Here is a 22857-nt window from a genome sequence, read left to right on the forward strand (position 1 = left end):
TTACCATTCTTATATATTTAATTGATATACAATCCTTATTGAAGTAACATTTTTAAGTCTATGGAGGTTAAAAAGAGTATGAAAAATTTAATAGTATATACCTTTCAATTAAATCTACACTAAGAGAGTTATTAGAAATATCAGTAGCACTCTCTTTACTAAATGATTTTTCATTCAATAGATTAACTCCAGATAGTTCCAACTGCCAACTTTTTTTTTTCGGAGTATATCGTATTTTAGAGCTTAAAAAAGAATAATTATTAGAACTATTTTTAAAAGAAGGAATAATATAATTGTGGGTAATTGAAGCAGAAAAACCTTTAAAAGGTTTTAAAATCAGTTTCAAATTATTTTCTATAGATTTATTACTAAATGTGTTTATACTTTTAGTTTCCTGAAAGGTATATGTTGTTTTATTTTCTATATTAACAGGTAGGTTGAAAGATGTTTTTAAAAAAATACTGTTAACTGAAAAATTACTTTTATTATTTCTTAATTCAGAATTATTTACTACGTTTTTAAAATTAACGATTGAATAATTGGAGTTTATCCTAAAGGTAGTTTTTAGTGGGTAAATCAATTTTGAAAGACTAAAGTTAAAAGCAATATCTCCTACACTTTCAGGTAGAAAAAAAATACTAACTCTTGATGAATTCTCATTTATAAATAAGTTGCTAAAAAAATTTCCGTTATTAATACTATAATTGGCTCCTAAGTACATCTCAAATTGATTAAAAAGGTCATTCTTTGAGAATGATAAACTAAATGATTTAATCTTTTGTAATGATAGTTTTGGTTTATTACTTCTTAACACTCTATTGTCTATCAAAACTTGATTACTATATAAAAACCTCAAAGGTGTTGAGATATTATAAAAATTGGAGACAAAACCAAAAGAAGAAGTTCTGTCTATCTCATAGATTATATTAAGGGATGGCTCAAAGAGTAAAAAATTTGAAGTATTATGTATATTATCCTGTTTAAGTTTTAAATTTAAATATCTTAAAGAATATTTTGGAGATATAGTAAACTTTCCAATACTCCAGTTATAGGAACCTTTGTTATAAATTTCAGAGTTAATATAATCTAACGCGTTTTTGCTGTTAGGTACTAACAATACTTGAGTCTTTTGTAAACTTGATAAATCTGAATAAAATAAATCTTTATTATAGTTATAACCTAAAGAGAATCTATATTTATTATTTTTTATGGTTCTACCTAAAAAAAGTGCTTTAAAAGAAGAGTTTAGTTTCTTAGAGTTATTGTCTTGAATGTCTTGATTAAACTTAGTATTATCAAAAATTGACGGCTTGATGACAAAAGTTTGATTTAAATTGTTTGTTGCTACAATAGCTTCCAGTTGAATAGCTTTTCTATCAGATTTTTTTTTTGTGTACAAAAGCTCTTGTTTTAGAAAAGTACTATTTGATTGCAGAGAGGATAAGAAATCATTGTTTTGATTTGAAAAAATAGTTGTTTCAGTATTAATATACTCGTCTCTTATACTCATTTTGTATTCTAATAATGAGGATTTAGACGTATTAAACGTTAACTCAAAATCGCCACGATATTGTAAAGGTTTTTTTTCGACATGAATATCGTCAAGAGTACTGAAAGCAGAATTATTAATAGTAATTCTGCTTTCAGAAATTTGGTTATTTTTATTATTATCAGATAAATAATAGAAATTTAATTTAACTTTTGTTTTATCTGAAAGACTTAATATGCTATTTAAATTTCCAAAAATTTGATTATTAATGTTTGAAAGATTATTTATTGTAACTTTTGGTAAATATAATTCTGGAATTATTTTTTCTATTAAAAATTTTTCTTCTTTTATCTTTTCTAGACTAATCTGACTGTCTAGGTAGTTAAAAGGAGAAGTGTTTTTACCAACATTGTTGTAAGTTGAAACAATAAATGATTTTTGTATTTTATTTATTGCTAAAGAATTAATAGATAAATCTATTGGCACATTATCTGAATCTGAATAATTACCAATGCCAATGTCTGTACTTAAAGATAAATCTGTTTTATTATTTTTAAGTTTTAAATTAATTGCAACTTTGTTGCTTTTTTCAATACCCTTTAGTAATTTATTTTCAGAATAATTTTCAATTGCTTCAATTTCCTTTACTAAATCTATATTTATATTTTTTGTACCTATTGTATAATTATAATCAAATAAATCATCTCCTTCAATAGTAACTGTTTCAATAGTGATACCCTTGTATTTTATGATACCAGTATCTTCATTTACTCTAATACCAGGAAGCTTTTTTAATAAATCTTCTACTTTTTTTTCAGTACCGTCTTTAAAGGATTCAACATTATAGACTACGGTATCTTTTTTTATAGAAAGAGGTCTTTTATTCCCTTTAATAATAATTTCTTCAAGGATTTCAATTTTTTCTTTTTTTAATATAAAATTGAAGTTCATTGTTTTTTTTAGTTCAGATGGTTTAACTAATTCTATATGTGAATTATATCCTGTAGCAGTAACATCTAAAAAAAAACCTTTTTCATAATATGTTTTTTTCAAATCGTAAGAAAATCTCCCGTTTTGGACTAAAATAAATTCATTGACGACACCGGATCCATCAGATTTTTTAATAAGAATTTTTGCTGTTAAGTAATTTCCATTAGAATCACTAATATTTCCTTGTAATGTCTGAGAATAATTTGAGCTTATAACAAAAAAAATAAATAAGTAAATAAAACCATATCTAATTATGCTAATTTTAATTTTTTTCAACACTTATATATCTTAATTAATTTTTACGCGTTTTAGGTAATTTTTTTAATGCATTGTTGTATTCTTCGTCATCTTTATTAATATAAAGTTCAATACCACCTCTAGAAGATTCAACCCCAATAAAATTTTCATCCGGTCTGTAATTAATAAGTTCCATAGCTTTTCTCTTATACAAAGCTTTAAATTCAGTCCAAGTAATAGCTTTTTTAAGTTTAAACGGATTCTTTAGATTGTCTAACTCTATTGCAGTATTCTTTATTCTGGTAGCTTTAAAAGCTATAAAATTATCTTTTGATTTAATCTCTAAAATCATACCTGGTAGACCATCATATTTCCAAGGGCCTCCAACAGGTAAGTCTGTTGTAAACCATGCTTCATATTTTCTCCCTCGATAATCCATGGTAGCTAATTGACAATTATAACCTAATATTTCTTTTGTATTATTCAAAACATTCCAATCAAAAACATCTAATTTATCTTTAACAACAAAATATTTGTATGCGACTTCATGTTTAGAGTAAAATTCATTTTTTTTATAATTTTTAAAAACTGTACTTATATTTTTTCCTGTTGGATAAAAATCAACAACAGTATTTTGTTTTTTATCTTTTTTTAAAATGTTAGAGTTTCTGTTTTTCTTGATTTTTTTATAAATAGATTTATTTAACTCTATAAATTTAATGTACTCAAAAGAAGAAATAAAGGGGTTTGTCGGGGTATCTTCAAAAGTTAATTTTCTCTGATATTCTAATTGATAAACATTAATTGTTTTTTTTTGAGAATAAGTACTATAAATAATTAAGGAAAACGTTAGAACTAATATTTTTTTCAGCATTTTTTTTGTAAATTTATATTCAATAATAATGGAGATTAAAAATTAATCTCCATTATTATTATTATTATTTATTAATTCATTTTTCGTCATTCAATTGTTTGACAAGTTTGTGTGCGTTCCCGTATGCATTTGATGCACATGAGTTTCTATCATATCCATAAGCATAAACTTTTCTTGTTTCACCTGTCTCAGTATTCCTAATAGTAACAGAACATACGACAATTACAAAATCTGCAGTATTCGTTAATTCGAATTCATCTTTTGTTAATTCAAACTCACTTTGCTCGTTTTTATTTTTGTTTACTGAATCAATTGCGAAACTTGATAAAGCAAAAAACATTAAAAATACTATTAAAATTTTTTTCATAATTTTTAAATTTATAACCTTTTAAAGGTTAGTTGTTTTATAATTTTTTTAAGAATTGTATGTGAATAAACAAGTTGACAACTCTTAGGAAACTTGTAGAAAAAGCTTTACTTTTGCAATACGATCTCTTCTTGTTATTGTATATTTACATAGGCAATAGGTTTAAGTTAAACAATTATGTGAAATATTTTTGTCTCTTAAATTTTCAGGCAGAGGTTTTGTTTTTTTTACATAACAAGACATACTCAAAATTTGAGTTTTTTTTAATTTATTATCATTTTAACTTTCGGTAAATGATAATATAAATATGTTTTTTTGAAAAAGAAAGCATTTTTATACTCACTTTTTCTTTTTCATTTTGTAATAGGATAGCACTCAAATGTATAAAAATATTTGCCCCCCCCCCTAACTTATTTTAAAAATTTTTAAAAAAAAATAGTTTTCAGCTATTTTTAACAAGAAAGATCTTAGTCAAATCTTCAGTCTTAATATTACAGTTTTACCTTTTTCAAAATTAGATAAGGTGCTTTTGTCTAGTTTAATTTTTTTCCAGGAAGTTTGTATGAATTATTATTTAAAGCAGCAGAAATTCTATAAGAACTTTCTCGTACTGCATTGTCTGGCAAACCAACCAAATGGTAGCCAATTCCTTTATCTATATTTACTTCTACGGTAATGGTGGTAGCTTCAATACCGAAAACGGCTGAACCATAAGCTTTTACAAGCATTTTTTTTCTTTAAAGATAGAGAAAATTAAAATATAAAAAAAGCAACCAAATGTTGGTTGCTTTTTATGGATAAAATATTTTTAGCTATTTTTTAAGCAGAGTTTCTACTTGCATTAATATTACCGAATAAAGAACGCATCACCATTTTTTCATAAACTTCAATCTTAGCTGCATTTTCGTCTGAAGATTGTAATTCTTGAATTTGTTTTAAAGCAAATTGCTGAATGGTTAAAAGAGGTAAGACAATTTGCTCTCTAATTTCAATGGAAGCTTTTCCAATAGGGAAGTTTTCCATTAATACTGTATGTCCTGTAAGTTTTAAAAGTAATCTCTTCGTTGTTTTATATTCTTCGAAAATCAGTTTCCAAAATTCACCAAACTCAGGGTCATCTGCCATGTATGCAGTCAATTCAAAGAAAGATTTTGTCAAACTCATCATGCTATTTTCTAAGAGTGTTTTAAAGAAATCTGACGTATTGTAAAACGCTACAATTTCATCAAACCTACCAGCATCTTCATATTTCTTAAGCGCAGTTCCTACACCAAAGAAACCGGGGACGTTTTGTTTTAACTGACTCCAACTTCCTACAAAAGGGATGGCTCTTAAGGCAGAAAAATCTAGCGTAGCAGAATTAGAACGCTTACTTGGTCTACTACCAATATTTGTTTTAGCATAATATTTTAACGTACTCATTTTTTCTAAATACGGTAAAAACTGCGGATGATTTTTAAAATCGACATAAGTTTTATAGCTTGTTTCAGCCATATCTTCAATCAATTTTCTATTATCATCATTTAACTGATCTTTCGTAAAAATATCATTCTTAATACCAGAACTTAACAATTGTTCTAAATTATATTGAGCAGAATTTTGTGTTCCGAAGTTAGAACTAATGGTTTGTCCTTGCACAGTTAATTGAATTTCTTTGTCTTCAATTGTAGGTCCTAAAGAAGCATAAAATTGGTGTGTTTTTCCTCCTCCACGAGCAGGTGGTCCACCACGTCCGTCAAAGAAAATAACTTCAATATCAAATTCTCTAGAAACTTTTGTAAGCGCTTCTTTAGCTTTAAAAATACCCCAGTTAGCCATTAAATAACCACCATCTTTTGTTCCGTCAGAGAAACCTAGCATAATGGTTTGTTTGTTCTTTCTTTTCTCTAAATGATACCTGTACGTTCTATTTGAATACAAGGTTCTCATTACTTCTTCTGCATTTTGCAAATCTTCTACAGTTTCAAAAAGCGGAATTACATCTACTGGTAATCCGTTTTCAAAGCCACATAAATTCAACATCGCAAAAGTTTCCATTACATTTAATGCCGTTTGGTTGTTACTAATAATGTAACGGTTTGCACCACGTTCTCCGTTTCTTTTCTGAATCTGTTTCAAAGCATACATAGATTCTATGGTGCTTACAGAAGTGTCGTCTGTTAAGATCTTAGGATCGATGCTTCCTTTTACGGCCGCTAAAATTTCTATTTGTTCTTCTTCGGATAAATGTTCGTAATTTTTTGGGAAAGTAGTGTCTCCGACAGTATGCAAGTCTTTTACAATTTGTGTAAATGCTTGGTGATGCACTCTACTGTCTTGTCTAATGTCTAAGGTTGCAAAGTGAAAACCGAAAATTCTTACTTTATTTATAAAATCATCTAACTCTTCGATAAACAAAGATTGGTGGTTATCTGCTACAATTTGTCTTGCATTTAAGAGTTCTTCTAATAATATTTTTTGCGAAAAGTTGACTTTACTATAACTTCTAACAACGTGTTTGTAAAGTCTTTTTTCTACTCTGGCTAATATTTCTTGAACCCCATCAAAAGTAAAACGTCTCTTTAATTTTTTTACATCTCTGTAGTAGCTTCTTAAAATAGATTGACGTAGTTTTTCTGCAACATCTAATGTAATTTGTGTGGTAACAAACGGATTCCCGTCTCTGTCTCCACCAGGCCAAAAACCAAGATCTATAATTTCATTATCCATAGGATTTCCATCATAAATATTGTTTTGAATGTAGTTGTATATTTTGCTGATAGAATGATAAAATACATTTTCTAAATACCAAATTAAACTAATCGCTTCATCATAAGGAGACGGTTTCGCTTTTTTATAAAACGGGGTTTTTCCTAATTGAGCCAACAATTTTTTTATCAGTAATAAATCGTCATTCTGAATTGCTTTGTCTAAATCTGTAATAATTCCTAAAACACTTCCAGGGTAAAATTGTGTTGGGTGCGCTGTTAAAACCACACGAACTTTAAAGTCTTCTAAATGGGCTTTTAAAGCTTCTTTTTTATCACCTAAAATGGCGGTTTCCTTAGAATTTCTAAGTGTACCAATTCCGTCCATATTATTTACCACAGGAAAAGCTGCATCTTCAATGGCATCAAACAAAACTACCTGACGTTCTATGTATTGAATAAAACGAAATAATAAATCTGTTTTCTCTTTTTCTGTAGGGTTTTCTTGGTACTTACTAAAGAAAGTATCTACAATTTCTGTCGGATTTTTTCCTTCTTGAAATCCTTTTTCACACAATTTATGAAACAAGGGTAATAACACACCAGTATTGCTAATAGTGTCAAAAGGTAAGGTCATAAAAATACTGTTGTAAATTTGATATTTAGACAACACATTTTCATTAAAACGAGAAAGTTCAGATAATCCGGACATATTTTTGTAAATTTTATAGTGTAAAGTTACAAAAAGAAGTTTTTACAGAACTTACTTATATGGCAATAGTTCTCCACTTAATTATTATAATCGTAGAAATAGTGCCTAATTTTAAGAAAAATTCAATTTCTGTATTATTTTTGATTTAGGAAGTAAGGTTGTATTCTGTTTTCTATGCGATGTAAGTTCCACCTTGTTGGGTCATTTTTATATAAAAAACCTTTTAAGAGATTGTTGTTTTGATGTTTTCTGTAATCATCATAAATAGATGCTGATGGTTTTTTACCAATAGCACTAAAATTAATGGAAGCGACTTTAGTAGCTATGTCATCTGCCTTTACAATTACAAATTTGTAAGAAGTTAACTTTAGTCTTTTATTTAAGGAAGAAATACTATTTACATCTTTATCTAAAGAGTTAAAGGTGTAAATACTAACTGGTGCTTTCTGTTGAGGTGTATTCGTTTTTTGAGCATACAAAGAAATGCTTAAGAACAAACTTATGGTTAAAGATAAAAGTCTTTTTTTCATTATTTAAAATATAAAAGTTGATGCTATAGATAGCATCAACTTTTATACCAATTATTACTTGTTATAATTTTGAATCCCTTTTTCTAACCAACTCTTATAAGTTTCTATATCTGTATATTTTTGTGGAGAATTTAAAATCTCTAGATCTGCATTCATCAACACATAATAAGGCTGTGAAGCATTTTTGAAATTTACGATCTGAAACGTAGACCATTTATCACCATACGTTTCAATTTTTTTAAGTTTTCCGTTGGCTTTTATAAAATCGAATTGTGCTGCTTTGGGCAATTCTTTTTCATTGTCATCTACATATAGTGAAATTAGAACGTATTCGTTTTTAAGAATGTTATAAACTGCAGGATCGCTCCAAACATTTTCTTCCATTTTTCTACAATTCACACAAGCCCAACCTGTAAAATCTAATAAAATTGGTTTGTTTGTTTCTTTAGCAACTTGCAAGCCTTCATCAAAATCTTTATAACAATCTAAACCTAATGGACAGTCTGATTCTTGCTCATAAATACTATAAAACTGTGGAGGAGGAAAACCACTTAACGCATTCAAATTCCATGTTGGGTCTTTTAATGTTCCCGGAATTAAATACACCACAAAAGCAAGTACCAATACACCAAAAGATGCTCTAAAGAAAGATAATTTCTTAAGCTTAGAGTCATGCGGAAATTTGATTTTCCCGAATAAATACAATGCCAATCCTAAGAAAATAACAATCCAAATACCAATAAAAACTTCTCGTTTTAAAATGTCCCAATGACCAACTAGGTCTGAGTTTGATAAAAATTTAAAAGCAAATGCCAATTCTAAAAATCCTAAAACTACTTTGGTTGTATTTAACCAACCACCAGATTTTGGTAAAGCATTTAATAAATTAGGAAACAAAGCAAACAAAGCAAAAGGCAAAGCTAAAGCGAGTCCGAAACCCGTCATACCTGCAGAAAGCTGAAATGCAGGATTACCAACTGTACCTAAAGAACCTGCTAAAAGAGAACCTAAAATAGGTCCGGTACAAGAAAAAGAGATAATTGCTAAGGTTAATGCCATGAAGAAAATACCAACAAACCCGCCAACATTAGAGGCAGAATCCATTTTATTTCCCCAAGAACTTGGTAGTGTTATTTCGTAAAATCCGAAAAAGGACAATGAAAAGAATACCAACACGACAAAGAAGAAAATATTTAACCAAATATTGGTAGAAATGGTATTTAAAATATTCGGGTCTAAACCATCAATTAAGTGAAAAGGAACACTTAAAAGTATGTAAATAATCACAATAAAAACACCGTATAAAATCGCGTTAAAAATTCCTTTACTTTTACTTTGAGATTGTTTTGTAAAGAATGAAACTGTTAAAGGAATCATTGGAAACACACACGGGGTTAATAAAGCGAACAAACCGCCAGCGAAACCTAAAAGAAAAATATTGAATAATGAGTTGCCAGATTCTTCTTCAGTTTTAGCTCCTGTTTTTAATAAAGCAGTGTTTTTTAAATCTAATTTTAGTGCTTCTGTTAGTTTTTTACTTTTGTCATCTATAACAATAACTTCTTTTTCTAGCTTTTTTCCGTCTAAAGGAAAAGAAAAAGACTCTTCTATTTGTATACAAGCCTGCTTACAGATTTGTCCGTAGATTTCTAGTGTAACAGATGAAATATCAGCATTTATTATTGCTATTCTTTGTGTAATTGTAGCATTGTCTTTAAAGAAAATTTCTTCTTTTTCCCAGATTTCTGAATACTCTTTGTCTGTTTTACTTTCTTTAGCTTTGCCTACTAATTTATAGCCAGTTTTACCTTCAGGAATTAGAATTTCTAAAGCTTGTGAAGCATCTTCTGGGTTATATTGCGAATACAAATGCCATTCATATAAAAGTTTAGCTGTAAAAACGGCGTCATATTCAGTTTCTGAAATTTTATTGATGGATGCTTCCCAAACAATAGGATTGTTTTCGGTTTGTGAAAAAATAGAAAATACGGTAAAAAGCAGAAAAAGTGAAAAAATTTTCTTCATTATAATTTGATGTTGAGAGAATACTAAAGGTTTAAACCATTTAAGGTTGTTACTAATTTTTTATCTGAAGGTCTTGGTGCATTTGCATTTACAATGTTTCCTTGAGGATCTAATAAAATAAAACGCGGAATTCCTTTGATCATATAATCTTCTATAAATTGAGATTTCCAATCGCTATCAGCCATCAATTGCATTCCGCCTAATTCTTTATCAATAATCATTTTTTTCCATTTATCATGATCCTTTTCAACATCTATAGAAATACTTAAAAACTGAATGTTTTTACCATGAAAATCTTTTTCAACTTGCTTTAAAGAAGGAATTTCTGCAATACATGGTCCGCACCAAGTTGCCCAAACATCTATGTAAACATATTTTCCTTTTAAGTCTTCTAAAGATTTTGTGCCACCTGCATTGTCTTCATAATCTGTAAATTTTGGAGAAGGATTTCCTTTTGCTAAAGATTTTAATTTGCTGTAGCCTTCATTTATTTTTTTGTTGTTTTCTTCATTTGTAGAATTTGAAGAGTAAAGTGCATAGTATTGCTCTAAATCATCTGTGTAGGTAATTCCGTATCGAGCGTCATCATACAATAACTTGTTCTTTATTACCTCACTTTTAACTGTTGCAATAGTTTTTAAATAAGCAATATCACCAGCAATTGAGTCTTTTTCAGCTAATTTCTTTGCTTTTTCTCTTAGATTGGTGCTAAGAAGAGATCTGTAGTTTCCAGAAAAAAGAAAATCAGTATCATTATCTATATCTAAACCCTCCAAGTCATCAAGAAAATCCTTAGAAGCTTTAAAATTTCTATTTTTACTGTAATATCCATGGTAAGATTGGTAATTGTTTAACGTTGTTAAATATTCATAATTAATATTTCTTTTTTCGTTCATTTTAAAATCTTCCGGAATTCCGTCTGTTTCAGACAAAAGGTTTTCTTTTGCTGTTTTAACAGTTAATAATTGTTCTTTAAATTCAGTTTCATCCTTTAAATAAAGAGTTTTCATGTCATTAATTAAATCTTTAGAAACTTTCAAATTTCTAATCATGTAATTATTAATTGTACTCGTATTTCCTATTAAAGTAAGGGTAGAATCTTTCTGTTTAGCATTGTATTCTAGATGTAAGATAGTCCCATTTGGAGCATAAAATGTGGTCATGTTTCTTGCTTCTCTCAAAAAATAGAAATCTGTATTCATTTTTAAGGTATCTGTAAAACTACCATCTGCTGCTAGTGTAATTTCAGATTTTTTACTAGTATCAAACTGACTATATATCGTTGCTTTTTTAGAGGTTGCATTTTCAATTTTCCCGGAAACAATCGTATAATCTACTTTTATTTCTGGCTTGCAAGAAACCATGGTAATTATTGCTATTAAAAGCCCTATTTTTTTCATAAGAATATTGTTTTTGGTAGAAGATTTAAAGATACAAACCTTTTGGTCAATTATCTTTGATAGAGATTTTTATAATTTCGGCGTTTGTGTCAACTTCAAACCGATTGTCTTGTCTTTTGTTGAGAATCCAAATAACATCTCCAGTATTATTGCACAACAACCACGTGTTATTTTTTTCTAAGAGTGATAATTTTTCGTCTTTAAAATACTTGCTTAACTTCTTTTTTCCTTTCATTCCTGAAGGATAAAAATAGTCGCCATTTTGCCATTTTCTTAAAATTAACGGAAATTCTAAAAGCGCTTTAGCAACGTAAATAGTGTTTTTATTTTGAATTGATTTCTCGTTAACATCTTCTAACGTTAAATGAATCGGATTTGTGATTTCAACCGTATTTTCAGCTATCTCAAAGGCTGATGCTAGCGGATTAGAAACGCTAGGAGAGAAATCTTTTTTAGACAATATTAAATATTCTCTGTCTTTTAAAAGAACGTGCGTTTTAGAAAATACTTGTTTGCCAGATTGTGCAGAAAGCAAATTGTAAACATCATTAAACTCTGTAAAATGATATTTTACTAAAAGTTGATATAAATATGCTTTCGGGTTTGATAAAAGCTGAATTTCTTGAATATTGAATTTTGTTTCTTCAAGCGCAGTCGAACAGTTATTCTCAACTACTTTTTTAGAAACTTCTGCAATTCGATCTTCAATAATTTGCTTACTTTCTTGTAGGTTCTCTATTGTTTTAGAAAACGTATCTAACAAACTCGGATTAATTTCCTTTAAAACAGGCAACACGTTATGGCGAATTTTATTCCGGACATATTTTGTAGAAGCATTGCTTTTATCTTCTCGCCAAGAAATAGTATTCTTATTGGCAAAATCGAGTATTTCTTCTCTAGAAAATTTTAAAAATGGACGTACAATATTTCCATTAATTTCAGGGATTCCTGTAAAACCGTCTAAACCACTTCCTCTTGTTAAATTAATTAGAAACGTTTCTAGATTATCATCTGCATGATGCGCAGTTAAAACAAAATCAAAATTATGAGTGGTAATTAGTTCTTGAAACCAAGTATATCGTAAATTTCGAGCGGCAATTTGTGTAGATTCTTTATTTTCTTTCGCTACTTTTTTAGTCTCAAAAGAAGTTGTAAAATAATCGATGTCTAAATTTTTCGCTAGTTCTTTTACAAACTTTTCATCTAAATCACTTTCTGTATTTCTTAAATTAAAATTACAATGTGCAAGAGAAATGTTAAAGTTTAAAGCCGCTAAATTGTGAGTTAATACGACAGAATCTATTCCGCCAGAAATAGCAATTAATAGTTTTTTATCCTTTAGAAAAGGAAGGTTTTGGGCAATGTGATTTGATAGTTTTTGAAGCATAAGATCTTCAAAAGTACGCAAATTAATAACGTTATTTTACTATTGTTTTTTCAACCAAACGCTAATATTTCTTCTTAAAGAAACTTCGGGTCTCGGCAATGGAATTGTCTTACCAAATTGCTTGCTTCTGTTAAATTTAGAAAAAGTAACTTTTAGCCGTTTCCATTCTGCAGGATACAAATCTAAAAATTTATTAAACATATTCTGTTCCGTTGGTTTTTCTTGTAAACTATCTAACGTTTTTTTAAAAAGTGCTTCTTGGTCAATTATCATAGCGCAAATATAAGTGAAATTATTTTTTATTTTTGATTGCTTTATAGAAGACTTGCTGAAGTTTTGGTCTAATATTTAAATTGTAGATATTTCTGTGTGTCCTACTAGGATATACTCTGTTAGATAAAAATATAAAAACCAAATCGTTTATAGGATCTGCCCAAACAAACGTTCCTGTAAAACCACTATGACCAAAACTTTCGGCACTTACTTCTGGCGCAGGATACGCCTCTTCTATAGACAGTTTTGCGTTATTTATTAAAGGTTTGTCGAAACCAAGACCTCTTCTATTCTCATTCTCTGGGTATTGAATTTTAGTAAATTCTCTTACCGTACTTTCTGCAAGGTATCTTTTACCGTCGTAAACACCATAATTACTATACATCTGCATGATTTTTGCTAAATCTAAAGATGTACCAAACAAACCTGCGTTACCAGAAATTCCGCCTAAAAGGGCAGCGTTTTCATCATGAACCCAGTTTTTTGTAAGTCCTTTTCTAAAAAGCGAATCTATTTCTGTAGGAACAATCAAATTTTTAAAATTCTTAGTTTTTGGTCTATATCCCAAAGTAGTGGCTCCCAAAGGGGTGAAAAAGTTTTCTTGTAGATAATCTGTATAACTTTTTTTGGTGATTTGTGAAATCAAGTCAGGATAGATTAAAAAACTCAAACCAGAATATTTATATTTCTTTACATCAGAAACTTTAGATCTGTTAATCTGACGAAACATTTTATTTTTGAACCTGTTTTTTACAAAAAGACCTTCGTACGCTTCGTTTTCAAACCTTTTATTCGGTTCCTTTTTAACAAACCTTTTTTTGATTTTTCCGTTCTTTTTTAAGACTTCATTTAAAAATATTATATACGGACTTAAACCTGCTTGATGCGCTAAAATTTCTCTAACGGTAAGATTTTTCTTGTCTTTTCTCCTTTTCCAAGGTTTCCAATAATTGCTAAACGGACTGTCTAAATCTAGTTTTCCTTCGCTATGTAATTTCATTAATGCTGGTAAAGGGCCAATAATTTTTGTTACAGAAGCCAAGTCATACAGATCATCTAAACCAACTTTCTGAATGCTGTCATACGTATGAAAACCGTACGCTTTGTTAAAAATAATTTTATGATTCTTTACAACTAAAATTTGAGCTCCAGGAAAAGCTTCCTTTTGTATGCCTAAATTTATAATCGAATCTACTTTTGTATGAATGTAAAGAGAATCCATATCAACTTCAGAAGGGTTTCCAAAAGATATTTTTTGATGCTTACTGTTTTGAGCAGTTGTAAAGTTTGAAATACATAAAAAACCAATTAAAAAAGAAGTGTATATTTTTTTAGGAAATACCATAGGATGATAGTGTTTATAAGATTTTAAAACGCTATAAATATAGCAGTTTTATTTAGAATTTAGCAACACATATTTCATTGCTTTTGCTTTCAATAAACACTCTTCATATTCTTTTTCTACTATAGACTTTGCAGTAATTGCGCCACCAACAGAATAGGAAATATATTTTTTTTCTTCATTATAAAGAATACTTCTAATGACTACATTAAAATCGAAATCATTTTCTGGCGTAAAATAACCAATAGTACCAGAGTACAAGCCACGTTTAGTTTCTTCTAGTTCTTCAATAATTCTCATTGCAGAAATTTTTGGAGCGCCCGTCATACTTCCCATAGGAAAAGTGCTTCTTAGTGTTTCTACAGGATGCATATTGATGTCAATTTCTGAAACCACGGTAGAAATCATCTGATGCACTTGTTTAAAAGAATAGATTTTGCACAATTCTTCAACTTTTACAGAACCCGTTTTTGCAGTTTTAGATAAGTCGTTTCTTACCAAATCTACAATCATTACATTTTCTGCGCGTTCTTTTACGTCTCTCGATAAATCGGATGCAATTTTGGCGTCATCAATTGCACTGATCAATCTTTTTGCAGTTCCTTTTATCGGTTGAGAAATAATTTTAGCACCTTCTTTTTTTAGATATCTTTCTGGTGAAGCGCACAAAGCGTATTGATGTTCCATTTTTAAAAACGAAGCAAAAGGTGGTTCAGAAATCTCATTTAAATGTTTGTACACTTCAAGAGGTTCTATAGTTGCGTTTTCAGCATAAAATTCCTGACAAAAATTAGCTTCGTAAATATCGCCTCTTTTAATGTGGTCTAAAACCTTTGTTACTTTTTGATGGTATTCGTCTTTGTGAATTCTAAGTTTTATTTTAATATCCGTTTTTTCGCTGTCTAATTCAAAGGAGTCGATAGTTCCTGATTGCGTTTGGGGAGACATATTAGAAATCTCTTTAAAATCATTTTCTATCTCGTCATCGACCATTTTTAAATACTGAAATTCGATGTTTTTTCCTCGTATAAAAATTAACTTTTGCGGTTGAAAAAAATACAAATCTGCAAAATCTAAACCATCAAAATTTTTAGAAGAAAGACGTTCTACATCATTTTTAACATCATAAGAAATATACCCAAAAATATAATCTTTTGTGATGGTTTGGTATTCTTTTAGTTTATCAAAAGCATTGGTGTAGTCTGTTTTGATAGCCGTAAATTCTTCAACAGCCAAAGCGCTATCAAAATTAGAATAGTGCTGCTTATAATTGTTAGAATCTAACCAAAGTGCTGTTTCAAATTGTTGCGACCAAGACAATAAGTTTTGCTTAAAGTCTTTCATGTTTTCTACAGAAAAAGTGCGGATAGTTCTTGGAGTCATCATCGCAAAAATACAATTCTTATTGTTTAGAAATTAAATTTTAAAGTAGATTTATCTTGACTAAAATGTTTTACCAAACGTAAACTGAATAGGAATTGCGACTCCAGAATTTTTTGTAAAAATATTACCGTTAGAATAATGCATAATTCGAAGTTCGAAATTGTAATCTCTTTGTTTTCCGAAGAAAACACCTAAACCCATGGTGTCTTGAAAAGTCGTTTTTGGTCCTGTTTCTAGTGTGTCAATATTGCTTTTAGTTAAAAAAGTGGGGCCGATTAAAGAATAGTTGGCGTACATGTCAAAACCTTCTTTTCTTAATAGGTAAAAGCGCATGGTCGGAAAAATAGAGAATGCGAATACACTTTCATTGGTTGCTTCCGTTTGAAAAGCAGTTATGCTAACACCCCAATCTAAAGAGAATAGTTTTTGAGTTCTAAAAGCTAATCTTTGGTAAGTAACAGAAAAAGAATGCGATGCTTTTACGTCTCCTACCCAAAAAACAGGAATTCCAAAACTTTCAAAATTGCCTACTTTTAAACTCATTCCGAAAAAACGATTTGCCCCAAAACCAATTTTACTGTTTCCGTAACTTACTTGTAAGATGTTTTTCGGGAAGAAGTATTTTTTATCATTCTCATATTCTAGCGCTAATTTTTCATCAATTTTCTGAAGGTGATATTCAAAACCAAAAGAAGTTTGAGAAATAGAAGGTTGGTTGTGTTTCTTCGATTTCGGAAAAAAGGTTCCGTTTAAAGCCAATCGCCATCTTTCATTTAATTTGTAATTGAACCCAAATCCGTAGAGGAAACTCCCGAAATGTGCATCTTCGTAGATGATTTTTTCTTCAATGGAAAATCCGCTTCGCGTGATATTTGCACCACCAACTTCTGCGAAAAAGGAGAGTTTTTTATTGAGGTTTATACTTTTTTTGAGAGACAAATACCAGGCATTAATCCAGACACTTCTTTCATAACCAATATTATTTACATTGTCATATTTAAACCAAGAAGCGGGTCTAATAACACCAAACTGTAAAGCTAGATTTTCTTTTATTTTATAACCAAAACCTAGCTTTCCCGAAAAATAGTTTTTAGAAAAAGTTTCTGTTTGGTAGCCATCAATTAAATTGTCGTTTGAAAAAGGATACAATATTCCGCCAAAATTTACGGTGTAATAAAAGTTTTCTAAAAATTGAGAAGGTTGCGTTTTTGGCCTAACATTTTCTTGACTGTAATTGTATAAGCAGGTTAAAAAAAGAATGGCAAATAACATGTTTTTTTTCATGTGATAAAAGTAAGTAACTTTCTAAAAACAAAAAGCATCCAATTAATTGGATGCTTTTTTGATATTTTAAATTCTAGCTTTCGCAGGAATAATAATTTATGCATTTAATGGTTTTCCGTCCCAAGCAGCTTTTGCAGCTTCTTTTACAGCTTCAGAATAGGTTGGGTGACCATGACAAATTCTTGCCAAGTCTTCTGCAGATGCTCTAAACTCCATGGCAACGGCAGCTTCCATAATTAAATCGGCAACACGTGCACCAACCATGTGAACCCCTAAGATTTCATCTGTGTTTTTATCAGCTAAAACCTTCACAAATCCATCAATATCTCCACTTGCACGAGATCTACCTAAAGCTCTCATAGAAAATTTACCAGATTTGTAATCTACTTTTGCTTCTTTTAATTCGTCTTCAGTTTTACCAACTGCAGCAACTTCTGGCCATGTGTACACAATACCAGGAATTAAATTATAATCGATGTGTGGTTTTTCGCCAGCTAAAAATTCTGCGACAACAACACCTTCTTCTTCTGCTTTGTGTGCTAACATTGCACCTTTTACAACATCACCAATTGCATAAACATTAGGTACATTTGTTTGTAAATGATCATTTATAGAAACTTGGCCACGTTCATTTACTTCAATACCAATTTTCTCTAAGCCTAGACCTTCTGTATATGCTTTTCTACCTACAGCAACCAAACAATAATCTCCTGTAAAAGTTACTTCTTCTCCTTTTTTATTAGTTGCTTTTACAATGACTTCATCTCCATTTCTTTCCACAGCAGTAACACCATGACTTGTAGCAAATTTAATACCTTGTTTCTTTAGAACTTTTTGCAATTCTTTAGAAATATCAGAGTCCATTGTTGGGGTAATTTTTGCAGCATATTCTATCACTGTAACATCTGCACCCAAACGCTTGTAAACAGAACCTAACTCTAAACCAATAACACCACCACCAATTACCAATAAATGTTTTGGTACTTCTGGTAACTTTAAAGCTTCTGTAGAAGTCATTACTCTCTCTTTGTCAAGCGTAATAAAAGGTAACGTAGATGGTTTAGAACCTGTTGCTATAATAATGCTTGTTCCTTCAATTACTTCTGAAGTGCCATCATTCTTTGCAATATTTATGTGTGTTTTGTCAACAAAAGAACCTAAGCCTTCAAAAACATCCACATTGTTTTTGTCCATTAAATATTTGATTCCGCCTGTAGTTGTTTCTACAACTTTGGCTTTTCTGTCTACCATTTTTCCAAAATCGAAGGTTGGCTTTTCAACAGTAATACCATGCTCTTCAAAATGATGAACCGCATCATAAAAATGATGCGAAGAATCTAATAATGCTTTAGAAGGAATACAACCAACATTTAAACAGGTACCGCCTAAAGTTGCATATTTTTCTATAATTGCTACTTTTTTGCCTAATTGAGAAGCTCTAACTGCAGCTATATATCCTCCAGGTCCAGAACCAATTACAATAATATCGTATTTCATAAGTAAGTTTATTTTGCTTTTTTTGTAACCATAATGGTTAACTTGTACTAATAATAAACAAAAATACACATATTTTCATAAAATAAAGTAAGAATTTAGTAGTTTTACAGCACAAAATATTCTTAAAATTTAAAGATGAAGATTCTAAAAAAAATACTTGTTTTCTTATTGATTGTTCTTGTTGTCGCTCAATTCTTTGGGCCAGAAAAAAATGAGGGAGATTTAGCAACTGTTGCTACTTTTATTTCAGAAACAAATCCTCCAAAAGATGTTAAAAAAATTTTAGAAACTACCTGTTTTGATTGTCATTCAGATACAACTACCTATCCTTGGTATAACTCAATTACACCTGTAAATTTTTGGTTAAATGATCATGTTTTAGACGGTAAAAAGCATTTAAACTTTTCTAAATGGAATACATATTCTTTGAAAAAGAAAGAGCATAAAATGGACGAGTTGTACGAAGAAGTTGAAAAAGGAGAAATGCCTTTAGATTCTTATACTTGGACGCACGCAGACGCTAATTTAACGCCAGCTCAAATTGCAGCGGTTGTTGCTTGGGGAAAGAAAGTACAAGGAGATTACAAACTACAAATGACCGCTAAATAATTGCAAAAAAAATCGCTTTTAATTATTGGTGCAGTTTGGGTAGAACCCAATTCTTCTGCCGCAGGAAAGAGGATGTTGCAGTTAATACATCAATTCTTAGAGAGAGATTATGCAATTACTTTTGCTTCGCCTTCACAAAAAAGTGAAAAAGCAATCGATTTAATTTCTTTAGGAATTACTGAGGTCTCTATTGAATTAAACAACGCTTCTTTTGATGATTTTATAAAAGAATTAGAGCCAAACATTGTCATGTTCGATCGTTTTATGATGGAAGAACAATTTGGTTGGCGCGTTGCAGAAAATTATCCAAAAGCAATTAGGATTTTAGATACAGAAGATTTGCATTGTTTGCGAAAAACAAGAGAGTTGTGCTTTAAAAAGAATATTGATTTTTCTACGGAAGAACTTCTGAAACAAGACATTACAAAAAGAGAAATTGCAGCTATTTTAAGGTGCGATTTGTCTTTAATAATTTCTACGTTTGAGATGCAATTGTTGAAAAACACTTTTAAAATAGACGAATCTATTTTAATGTATGTACCTTTTCTGTTTGATGAGATTGGCGAACATCAACAAAAAAAATGGAAAATATTTGAAGAAAGACAAGATTTTATTTTTATTGGTAATTTCTTTCACAAACCAAATGTAGCTGCCGTTTTAACATTGAAAAATGAGATTTGGAACGAGATAAGAAAGCAGCTTCCAAAAGCTGAAGTCCATATTTACGGTGCATACATGAATCAGCAAATAGAGCAGCTTCACAATAAAAAAGAAGGTTTTATTGTGAAAGGTTTTGCAGCAAATGCAAATGAAGTTGTAGAAAACGCGAGAGTAGTTTTAGCTCCTTTAAATTTTGGTGCAGGAATTAAAGGGAAACTCACAGAGGCAATGCTTTGCGGAACGCCAAGTGTTACGACTTCAATTGGAGCGGAAGGAATGGCGGGTAAATTTCCTTGGAATGGTTTTATAGAAGATGATTTTTCTGATTATGCATTGAAGGCAATTGAACTATATACGAATAAGTCTGCTTGGAGAAATGCCCAATTAAACGGAGTAAATATTATCAATTGTATCTATAGTAAAGAAAAAAATGGCGAATTACTTTTCAATAAAATTGAAGAAATTCAGCAAAATATAGCAAAACATAGAACGCATAATTTTTTCGGAAGCTTATTGCAGCATCAAACTTTGCAAGCGACAAAATACATGAGTAAATGGATTGAAGCTAAAAATAAGTAAAGATAAAATTAGTCTTTAATTCGTGTGCTCACTTTTGCAATTGGTATTTCTTCAAAGAGACTTTCGTTTCCAAATTTATCAATAACAGATATCGCAATTGCTTTTAAAACCTTTTTAGAGTCATTTAAAGTTAGCGGAAGCTTGTGCGAGTTTGTAAAACGTCCGTGAATGCTATAATCCCATTTGTTATTGTATTTGTAACGAACTACCCAGTTGGCAACTTTATCGCTGTTTTTAGACGACCAGTTTATGAATAAACTATCATTTTTAAAAGCATACGCAAGCGTTGGTTTTTCGGGTTTTGAATTATGTAGCCAAGGAGAACCCGGAACGAGCGCCTGTTTTTTATACGGTCCGTTAGCAATTGCTTCCATTAATTTGGGTGATTCTATTAAAGGAGCAATGCTCCAATGTACAGCTCCAGGAGATTTAGATAACATGCCTTTGGTTATCATAATCTGATTTATAACCTCATCAATTCCTTCATCTCCTTTAATTCTGCCAATACTCATTCCTGGCCAGAGGTGTCTTTTGTGCGTGTTTTCTTGATTCCACCAATTTAGTAAAACAGGAAAACTAACATCTGTTCTATTAATTGGCCAATACAATTGAGGCGTAAGGTAATCGATCCATCCTTTATTTAACCAAAGTTTTGCATCTGCATACAGCTCACTGTATTGGTCGAAACCAGCAGTTACTGAGGCAGGATAATTTGGTCGCCAAAAACCAAAAGGACTAATTCCGAATTTTACACTGGGTTTAGCTTTTTTGATATTGGTATATACTTTTTCGATAAATGTATTTACGTTATCTCTTCTCCAGTCATCTCTTTTTAATTGACCACCAGAATTTAGGTAGTTTTTCCAACTTTTATCATCCGGAAAATCTTTGTTATTATTATAAGAAGGATATGGGTAGAAGTAATCATCAAAATGGATTCCGTCTACATTATATCTTTGAACAATATCCATCACAATTTTGTAACTATGTTCTTGTGTTTTTTTATTACCAGGATCTAACCACCAAAAGCCGGTTTCTAATTTTGCAACCAATTTTGGGTTTTTGTGAACAATGGAAGCTTCGGTTATTTCGCCTCCTGCGGTGTGATGTGCTCTGTAGGGATTTAACCAAGCATGTAATTCTAGCCCTCTTTTATGTGCTTCGTATATCCAGAATTCTAAAGGATCATAATAAGGAGAAGGCGCTTTTCCTTGGGTTCCTGTTAAATAATAAGACCAAGGCTCTAGATCGCTTTTGTACATCGCATCTGCTTGTGGCCTCACTTGTAGTATAACAGTGTTAAAATTATTTTGATGTAGAAGATCTAATAATTCAATGGCCTCTTTTTGTTGTTCTTCAGTAGAAAGACCGCGTTTACTTGGCCAATTAATGTTTGCCACACTAGCAATCCAAACTGCTCTAAATTCTCTTTCGGTAGCAGGAGCATTCCTTTTTTTAATTTCAGTATTCGTTGTTTTTTTAACCGCTACCCTTTTTACTACTGTAGGCGTGTAAACTTTTTTGCTACAATTGGTTAAAAGTAACATAAAAAAGACAATAAGAAATGCCGTTATTATTTTTTGGTAAAAACAGCTTTTTTTTAAAATCATATCCTTAAAGGTTTAATTTAAAAGGTTTTAAATTAAATTAATACAACGCCAGCCTCTACATAATGCTGCAGCATTGGATCATTTACGTCTAGGTCTGTAATGGCAATATCAATTTCCTGTAGGCTACAAATATCATAATTAAGTCTAATGTTTAACTTGTTTGAGGTGGATAAATAGACGTTTCGTTCAGAAGCTTTGATCATTGCTTTTTTAACCAACGCAACTTCATAACCTTCGCCAGTAATGCCTTGTTCTAAGCTAAAACCACTTACACCAATAAAACAAAGATTAGCGGTAATGTTAGATAAATATTGAATTACATCAATGCCTGTAGTTACCATCGAATTTCTTTGGATTCTCCCTCCAATAAAAATGGTTTCTATGGTTGGGTGCTCTGCTAATTGCATTGCAATTGGCAAACTATATGTGTAAATAGTTGCTTTTAATGTTTTCGGAAATAATTTTGCAAGCATTAAATTGGTAGTCCCACCACTCATTATAATGACCATGCCATCTTCTACTAAAGTAATTGCTTTTTTAGCGATGAGTACTTTTTCTTCTCTTTTGTAGATTATATCTTCATTATAGTGATACAGTTTTTGCATGGTAGAAATTGCTCCTCCGTGCACTTTGGTAAGTAAACCTCTTTTATCTAATTCCTTTATATCTCTTCTTATGGTGTCTTCGGAAACATTCAATTTTTCAGAAAGAAAACTAGAACTTACTTGCCTATTAATACTTACTTCATCTACTACTTTTTGCTGACGGTCCTTTTTCTTCATAAAATTGATTTTCTCAAAAGTAAGATTTAATTAAGCAATTTTGCGATTTTTTTTGTGATAAAAAAATAATATTGCAATTGTTTGCGGTTATTTTTTATAAATATGCAGAATTTAAAAATTAAGATAAAACTAATTTTTTT

17 protein-coding genes and 1 pseudogene are annotated in these 22857 nt (G+C 30.3%); 2 read left to right on the forward strand and 16 right to left on the reverse strand.

All coding sequences use genetic code 11. The annotated features are described in order from the left end of the window. Window positions 1-67: 67 nt before the first annotated feature. The 14 genes and pseudogenes from ES045_RS08540 to lpdA all read right to left on the reverse strand — a co-directional run bounded on the left by ES045_RS08540 (window position 68) and on the right by lpdA (window position 18477). Window positions 68-2755 carry a hypothetical protein gene (locus tag ES045_RS08540; protein WP_147115462.1) on the reverse strand — a complete coding sequence of 896 codons (2688 nt, stop codon included), beginning with the start codon at window positions 2753-2755 and terminating at the stop codon, window positions 68-70. 16 nt (window positions 2756-2771) lie between these two features. Beyond that, window positions 2772-3590, reverse strand: a complete 819-nt coding sequence (locus tag ES045_RS08545; RefSeq protein WP_147115465.1) for a GLPGLI family protein — start codon at window positions 3588-3590, stop codon at window positions 2772-2774. 76 nt (window positions 3591-3666) lie between these two features. After that, the gene (locus ES045_RS08550; protein WP_147115468.1) at window positions 3667-3957 is read right to left on the reverse strand and encodes a hypothetical protein; all 291 of its coding nucleotides are present in this window, start codon (window positions 3955-3957) and stop codon (window positions 3667-3669) included. A 539-nt stretch (window positions 3958-4496) separates the two neighbouring features. Beyond that, window positions 4497-4685, reverse strand: a pseudogene (locus ES045_RS08555) (magnesium chelatase domain-containing protein); the annotation flags it as partial. Window positions 4686-4776: 91 nt separating this feature from the next. Continuing rightward, a complete protein-coding gene (locus ES045_RS08560; protein ID WP_147115471.1) occupies window positions 4777-7356 on the reverse strand; it encodes a phosphoenolpyruvate carboxylase in 2580 nt (859 codons plus the stop codon). 134 nt (window positions 7357-7490) lie between these two features. After that, on the reverse strand, window positions 7491-7886 hold the full coding sequence (locus ES045_RS08565; protein WP_147115474.1) for a hypothetical protein: 396 nt from the start codon (window positions 7884-7886) through the stop codon (window positions 7491-7493). 54 nt (window positions 7887-7940) lie between these two features. Continuing rightward, the gene (locus ES045_RS08570; RefSeq protein ID WP_147115477.1) at window positions 7941-9911 is read right to left on the reverse strand and encodes a protein-disulfide reductase DsbD family protein; all 1971 of its coding nucleotides are present in this window, start codon (window positions 9909-9911) and stop codon (window positions 7941-7943) included. A 23-nt stretch (window positions 9912-9934) separates the two neighbouring features. Next, complete coding sequence (locus ES045_RS08575; RefSeq protein ID WP_147115480.1) at window positions 9935-11311, reverse strand: TlpA family protein disulfide reductase; 1377 nt, start codon at window positions 11309-11311, stop codon at window positions 9935-9937. A 46-nt stretch (window positions 11312-11357) separates the two neighbouring features. Further along, window positions 11358-12698, reverse strand: a complete 1341-nt coding sequence (gene tilS / locus ES045_RS08580; protein WP_147115483.1) for a tRNA lysidine(34) synthetase TilS — start codon at window positions 12696-12698, stop codon at window positions 11358-11360. A gap of 39 nt (window positions 12699-12737) precedes the next feature. Beyond that, window positions 12738-12971, reverse strand: a complete 234-nt coding sequence (locus tag ES045_RS08585; RefSeq protein ID WP_147115485.1) for a hypothetical protein — start codon at window positions 12969-12971, stop codon at window positions 12738-12740. 19 nt (window positions 12972-12990) lie between these two features. Beyond that, window positions 12991-14316 (reverse strand): serine hydrolase domain-containing protein, encoded by a 1326-nt coding sequence (locus ES045_RS08590; protein WP_147115488.1) that lies wholly within the window; start codon window positions 14314-14316, stop codon window positions 12991-12993. A gap of 48 nt (window positions 14317-14364) precedes the next feature. Then, the gene (locus ES045_RS08595) at window positions 14365-15657 is read right to left on the reverse strand and encodes an anthranilate synthase component I family protein (protein ID WP_223267216.1); all 1293 of its coding nucleotides are present in this window, start codon (window positions 15655-15657) and stop codon (window positions 14365-14367) included. A gap of 99 nt (window positions 15658-15756) precedes the next feature. Beyond that, entirely contained in the window at window positions 15757-16980 is a 1224-nt protein-coding gene (locus tag ES045_RS16625; RefSeq protein WP_223267217.1) for an acyloxyacyl hydrolase, read from the reverse strand. A gap of 96 nt (window positions 16981-17076) precedes the next feature. Beyond that, complete coding sequence (gene lpdA, locus ES045_RS08610) at window positions 17077-18477, reverse strand: dihydrolipoyl dehydrogenase (RefSeq protein WP_147115491.1); 1401 nt, start codon at window positions 18475-18477, stop codon at window positions 17077-17079. Between the two features lie 135 nt (window positions 18478-18612). Between lpdA and ES045_RS08615 the strand changes: the two genes are divergently transcribed. Next, window positions 18613-19086 carry a heme-binding domain-containing protein gene (locus ES045_RS08615; RefSeq protein WP_147115494.1) on the forward strand — a complete coding sequence of 158 codons (474 nt, stop codon included), beginning with the start codon at window positions 18613-18615 and terminating at the stop codon, window positions 19084-19086. Next, complete coding sequence (locus tag ES045_RS08620; protein WP_147115497.1) at window positions 19087-20325, forward strand: glycosyltransferase; 1239 nt, start codon at window positions 19087-19089, stop codon at window positions 20323-20325. An 8-nt stretch (window positions 20326-20333) separates the two neighbouring features. Here the strand turns inward: ES045_RS08620 and ES045_RS08625 are convergent, their stop codons facing one another. Together ES045_RS08625 and ES045_RS08630 are read right to left on the reverse strand one after the other, a co-directional pair. Continuing rightward, window positions 20334-21935 carry a glycoside hydrolase family 10 protein gene (locus ES045_RS08625; RefSeq protein ID WP_147115500.1) on the reverse strand — a complete coding sequence of 534 codons (1602 nt, stop codon included), beginning with the start codon at window positions 21933-21935 and terminating at the stop codon, window positions 20334-20336. Window positions 21936-21967: 32 nt separating this feature from the next. Beyond that, the gene (locus ES045_RS08630) at window positions 21968-22717 is read right to left on the reverse strand and encodes a DeoR/GlpR family DNA-binding transcription regulator (RefSeq protein ID WP_147115503.1); all 750 of its coding nucleotides are present in this window, start codon (window positions 22715-22717) and stop codon (window positions 21968-21970) included. Window positions 22718-22857 lie beyond the last annotated feature (140 nt).

This window comes from Polaribacter sp. IC073, from assembly GCF_007997075.1.
GTDB lineage: Bacteria > Bacteroidota > Bacteroidia > Flavobacteriales > Flavobacteriaceae > Polaribacter.

Coding starts and splice junctions, on each gene's coding strand:
- ES045_RS08545 (WP_147115465.1), bottom strand. CDS start 3,590: ATGCTGAAAAAAATATTAGTTCTAACGTTTTCCTTAATTATTTATAGT.
- ES045_RS08550 (WP_147115468.1), bottom strand. CDS start 3,957: ATGAAAAAAATTTTAATAGTATTTTTAATGTTTTTTGCTTTATCAAGT.
- ES045_RS08560 (WP_147115471.1), bottom strand. CDS start 7,356: ATGTCCGGATTATCTGAACTTTCTCGTTTTAATGAAAATGTGTTGTCT.
- ES045_RS08565 (WP_147115474.1), bottom strand. CDS start 7,886: ATGAAAAAAAGACTTTTATCTTTAACCATAAGTTTGTTCTTAAGCATT.
- ES045_RS08570 (WP_147115477.1), bottom strand. CDS start 9,911: ATGAAGAAAATTTTTTCACTTTTTCTGCTTTTTACCGTATTTTCTATT.
- ES045_RS08575 (WP_147115480.1), bottom strand. CDS start 11,311: ATGAAAAAAATAGGGCTTTTAATAGCAATAATTACCATGGTTTCTTGC.
- tilS (WP_147115483.1), bottom strand. CDS start 12,698: ATGCTTCAAAAACTATCAAATCACATTGCCCAAAACCTTCCTTTTCTA.
- ES045_RS08585 (WP_147115485.1), bottom strand. CDS start 12,971: ATGATAATTGACCAAGAAGCACTTTTTAAAAAAACGTTAGATAGTTTA.
- ES045_RS08590 (WP_147115488.1), bottom strand. CDS start 14,316: ATGGTATTTCCTAAAAAAATATACACTTCTTTTTTAATTGGTTTTTTA.
- ES045_RS08595 (WP_223267216.1), bottom strand. CDS start 15,657: ATGAAAGACTTTAAGCAAAACTTATTGTCTTGGTCGCAACAATTTGAA.
- ES045_RS16625 (WP_223267217.1), bottom strand. CDS start 16,980: ATGAAAAAAAACATGTTATTTGCCATTCTTTTTTTAACCTGCTTATAC.
- lpdA (WP_147115491.1), bottom strand. CDS start 18,477: ATGAAATACGATATTATTGTAATTGGTTCTGGACCTGGAGGATATATA.
- ES045_RS08615 (WP_147115494.1), top strand. CDS start 18,613: ATGAAGATTCTAAAAAAAATACTTGTTTTCTTATTGATTGTTCTTGTT.
- ES045_RS08625 (WP_147115500.1), bottom strand. CDS start 21,935: ATGATTTTAAAAAAAAGCTGTTTTTACCAAAAAATAATAACGGCATTT.
- ES045_RS08630 (WP_147115503.1), bottom strand. CDS start 22,717: ATGAAGAAAAAGGACCGTCAGCAAAAAGTAGTAGATGAAGTAAGTATT.